Below are 4280 nucleotides of genomic sequence, written 5' to 3' on the forward strand. Positions count from 1 at the left end.
CAGCCGCTGCTGCAGGCGCTCCAGCGTGCGCACGAAAATCTGCGGATCGTCGACCGCGCGCGCCAGCACCAAGGCGCCCTGGATGCCGGCCAGAATTTCCTCGGTCAGACCGGCGGCTTCCTCTGGCTCGTAGCCGCTGCGTTGCAGGGCCGCATGCAGCGCCGCCGCCCAATCCACAAAGTAACTCTTCACCTTGTCGGCGAAACGGTCGCGCACATTGACCAGCGCAAAGACGCCGACCAGGCATACCTTTCTGCCCGACAGAAAATACCGCTTCACTTCGTCGAACATGCGATTGATGCCGGCCATGGCGTCGGCGCTCTCGCGCAACGGTACGTACACCTCGCGCTGGAACCAGCCGTCGATGTGGCTCAGTACCGCGTTCGCCATTTCATCTTTGCCGCCCGGGAACAGGTGGTACAGGCTGCCTTTGCCGAGACCGGTGCCTTCGGTGATGCGTCGGGCGTGCTGGACCTGCGCTTCATGCCGGCCAACGCCGACATCCAGAAGGGCGACATGCTGGTGACCTCGGGCATCGACGGCATCTATCCGCCGGGCTTGTCGGTGGCGACGGTGCAGCAGGTCGAGACCAAGTCGACCGACGCCTTCGCCCACATCGTCTGCCTCCCTGCTGCCGGTGTCGACCGTCACAAACAATTGCTGATCCTGCTGGTTGAGCAAACCACTGCGCCGCGTCCTGATCCTGAAGGCGCGGGCGAGAAGGTCGACAAACTGCTCAAGCGCCGCCTGCGCGACAGCGCCAAGGAAAGCGACGCGGTGTCGCCCAAGGATGCGCCGAACGAAGAGCGCAAGGGCGTCGCGCCTGTCGCGGGGGCCGCTGCCGCGCCTGCCGCCAAACCAGCCACACCACCGGCGGCCACGCCGGCGCAACCCGCCAAGAGCACCCGATGAACGATCCGCACTACATCCTGCTGCCGGCCAATCCGCTGTTCATCGCACTGAGCCTGGTGGCCGCCTTCCTGCTCAACCTGCTGCCGTGGGGGCAATGGGTCGGCGTGCCCGATTTCGTGGCGCTGGTGCTGGTGTTCTGGGCTATCCACGAGCCGCGCAAGATCGGCATCAGCATCGCCTTCATGATGGGCTTGCTGATGGACGTCAACGAAGCCACGCTGCTCGGCGAAAACGCACTGGCGTACACGCTGCTGTCCTACTTTTCGATCATGATCCACCGCCGCGTGCTGTGGTTCCCGGTCGGCACCCAGGCGCTGCACATCCTGCCGCTGCTGTTGTTGACGCAGGCGGTGCAATTGCTCGTGCGCCTGATCGTCAGCGGCAAATTCCCGCATTGGTACTACTTCAGCGAAAGCTTCGTCTGCGCCCTGTTGTGGCCGGTGGTGGCGTGGCTGCTGCTGGCGCCGCAGCGACGCGCGATCAATCGTGACGACAACCGTCCGATCTAGAACAGGTCATCACGCGCTCCGACATGACAGAGTTCAAAAACACCGAGCATGAACTGAAGCTCTTCCGGTTGCGCCTGTTCGCAGTCGCGGTGCTGGTGCTGGTGTGTTTCAGCCTGCTGATGGCGCGCTTCGTCTGGTTGCAGATCGTGCGCCACGACGCCTACGCCGCACAGGCCGAAGAAAACCGCATCTCGGTGGTGCCCATCGTGCCCAACCGCGGCCTGATCCTGGACCGCAACGGCGTCGTGCTGGCGCGCAATTACTCCGCTTACACGCTTGAAATCACGCCGTCCAAGATTGCCGGCAGCCTCGACGACCTGGTCGATCAGTTGAGCTCGCTGGTCGACATCCAGCCGAAAGACCGGCGCCGTTTTCGCAAGCTGCTGGAAGAATCCAAGAACTTCGAAAGCCTGCCGATCCGCACGCGCCTGACCGACGAGGAAGTTGCCAGGTTCACCGCGCAGCGTTATCGCTTCCCCGGCGTCGACATCCAGGCGCGCTTGTTCCGCCAATATCCGTACGGCAAAACCGCCGCGCACGTGATCGGCTACATTGGCCGCATCAGCCAGCGCGACGCCGATCGCATCTCCGATTCCGACGACGAAGCCAACTACAACGGCACCGACTACATCGGCAAGGAAGGCCTCGAGAAGAGTTACGAGACCCAGCTGCACGGCACCACCGGCTACGAAGAAGTCGAGATCTCCGCCGGCGGCCGCGCCGTGCGCACGCTCTCGCGCACGCCGGCCAGCCCGGGCCAGAACCTGATCCTGTCGATCGACATCGAGCTGCAAAAAGTGATCGAAGAAGCCTTCGGCGATCGCAAGGGCGCGCTGGTGGCGATCGACCCCGCCACCGGCGACATCCTCGCCTACGTCTCGCAGCCATCGTTCGATCCCAACGTGTTCGTCGAGGGCATCGACCAGCAAACCTGGGACGAGCTGAACAATTCACCGGATCGTCCACTCATCAACCGTCCGTTGTCCGGCACCTATCCGCCCGGTTCGACCTACAAGCCGTTCATGGCGCTGGCCGCATTGGAACTGGGCAAGCGCAAGCCGACCGACTCCATCCGCGACCCGGGTTTCTTCTGGCTCGGCAACCATAAATTCCGCGACGACAAGGAAGGCGGCCACGGCGTGGTCGACATGTACCGCTCGATCGTGGTCTCTTGCGATACCTATTACTACATGCTGGCCAACGACCTCGGCGTCGACGCCATCCATGATTTCATGAAGCCGTTCGGCTTCGGCCAGGTCACCGGCATCGATCTCGAACATGAACGCAAGGGCCTGCTGCCGTCCACCACATGGAAGCGCAACGCCTACCGCAAGCCGGAGCAGCGCAAGTGGTACGCCGGCGAAACCATCTCGCTGGGCATCGGGCAAGGCTACAACGCGTTCACGCCGATCCAGATGGCGCACGCCACCGCGACGCTGGCCAACAACGGCATCGTCATGAAGCCGCATCTGGTCAAGATGATCGAGGACGGCGTCACCCATGGCCGCACCGTCACCGTGCCGAAGGAAAGCTATCGCATTCCGCTGAAGCAGGAAAACATCGACGTCATCAAGCAGGCCATGGTCGGCGTCAACAAGGAAGGCACCGGCGCGCGCGTGTTCGCCGGCGCGGAATACACATCGGCCGGCAAGAGCGGTACGGCGCAGGTGGTCTCGATCAAGAAGAACGAGAAGTACGACGCCAAGCGCCTTGCCACCCATCTGCTGGACAACGCCTTGTTTACCGCCTTTGCTCCAGCCGACAAGCCGCGCATCGCGCTTTCGGTCATCGTCGAAAACGGCGGATGGGGCGCCGAAGCCGCTGCGCCGCTGGCGCGCAAGGCGATCGACTTCTACCTGCTCGGCAAGCGTCCCGGCGACAAGGCCAAGGCCGCCGCCAAGGACGCCGAAGCCGCCACACCACCAGCAACAGACGCGGTCGGCAACGATCTCAGGGATTGAACAAATGAGCTTGCACCGCCCCCCGCTCTGGCAACGCATCAAACCGCATCTGGCGGTATTCGACGGCGCGCTGTCGCTGATCATTTTCCTGATCATGTCGGTCGGCATCGTCACGCTGTATTCGGCCGGCATGAATTTCCCCGGCCGCGTCGAAGACCAGTTGCGCAATATTCTGGTTGCCTTCATTGTCATGTGGATTGCGGCCAATATTTCGCCGCAGACACTGTTGCGGTTTGCGGTGCCGATTTACACCGTCGGCGTGGCGTTGCTGATTGCGGTGGCGGTGTTCGGCATCGTCAAGAAAGGCTCGCGCCGCTGGCTCAACATCGGCATGGTGGTGCAGCCGTCGGAAGTCATGAAAATCGCCATGCCGCTGATGCTGGCCTGGTACTTTCAGAAACGCGAAGGAATGATCCGCTGGCCGGTGTTCCTGATTGCCGGCCTGCTGCTGGCGGTCCCGGTCGGCCTCATCATCCGCCAGCCCGATCTCGGCACCGGGGTGCTGGTGCTGGCAGCCGGCTTCTACGTGATCTTCTTCGCCGGCCTGTCGTGGAAAGTGCTGACCGGCCTGGCCATCGCCGGCGCCGCCAGCCTGCCGGTGATCTGGTCGGTGCTGCACGATTACCAGCGCCAGCGCGTGATGATGCTGATCGACCCGACCTCGGATCCGCTCGGCAAGGGCTTCCACATCATCCAGTCGACCATTGCCATCGGTTCCGGCGGCGTCACCGGCAAGGGTTGGCTGATGGGCACGCAGACCCATCTGGAATTCATCCCCGAGCGCACCACCGACTTCATCTTCTCGGTCTTCTCGGAAGAGTTCGGCCTGATCGGCAACACCATCCTGGTGGTGCTTTATCTGCTGTTGATCGGCCGCGGGCTGATGATCACCGCCAAC

At 63.0% G+C, this 4280-nt stretch carries 5 protein-coding genes; 4 read left to right on the top strand and 1 reads right to left on the bottom strand.

Annotated features, from left to right (window positions below; all coding sequences use genetic code 11):
• Positions 1-390 (bottom strand): LmrA/YxaF family transcription factor (locus tag HLUSI_RS26225; RefSeq protein WP_016832002.1); only part of this gene is annotated, 390 nt, incomplete at its 3' end.
• Positions 391-414: 24 nt separating this feature from the next.
• On the opposite strand from HLUSI_RS26225, the gene mreC reads away from it, so the two are divergent.
• The 4 genes from mreC to HLUSI_RS0100025 form a co-directional block, all read left to right on the top strand.
• Positions 415-912, top strand: coding sequence for a rod shape-determining protein MreC (gene mreC / locus HLUSI_RS26230; RefSeq protein WP_330987086.1), 498 nt, complete (start codon positions 415-417; stop codon positions 910-912).
• On the top strand, positions 909-1421 hold the full coding sequence (gene mreD / locus HLUSI_RS0100015; protein ID WP_016832004.1) for a rod shape-determining protein MreD: 513 nt from the start codon (positions 909-911) through the stop codon (positions 1419-1421). Before mreC ends, mreD begins: the two co-directional genes overlap by 4 nt.
• Before the next feature lie 23 nt (positions 1422-1444).
• A complete protein-coding gene (gene mrdA, locus HLUSI_RS0100020) occupies positions 1445-3382 on the top strand; it encodes a penicillin-binding protein 2 (protein WP_016832005.1) in 1938 nt (645 codons plus the stop codon).
• Between the two features lie 4 nt (positions 3383-3386).
• A partial coding sequence (locus HLUSI_RS0100025; RefSeq protein WP_016832006.1) for an FtsW/RodA/SpoVE family cell cycle protein occupies positions 3387-4280 on the top strand: 894 nt, incomplete at its 3' end.

Source organism: Herbaspirillum lusitanum P6-12 (genome assembly GCF_000256565.1).
In the GTDB taxonomy this organism is placed as follows: domain Bacteria; phylum Pseudomonadota; class Gammaproteobacteria; order Burkholderiales; family Burkholderiaceae_D; genus Herbaspirillum; species Herbaspirillum lusitanum.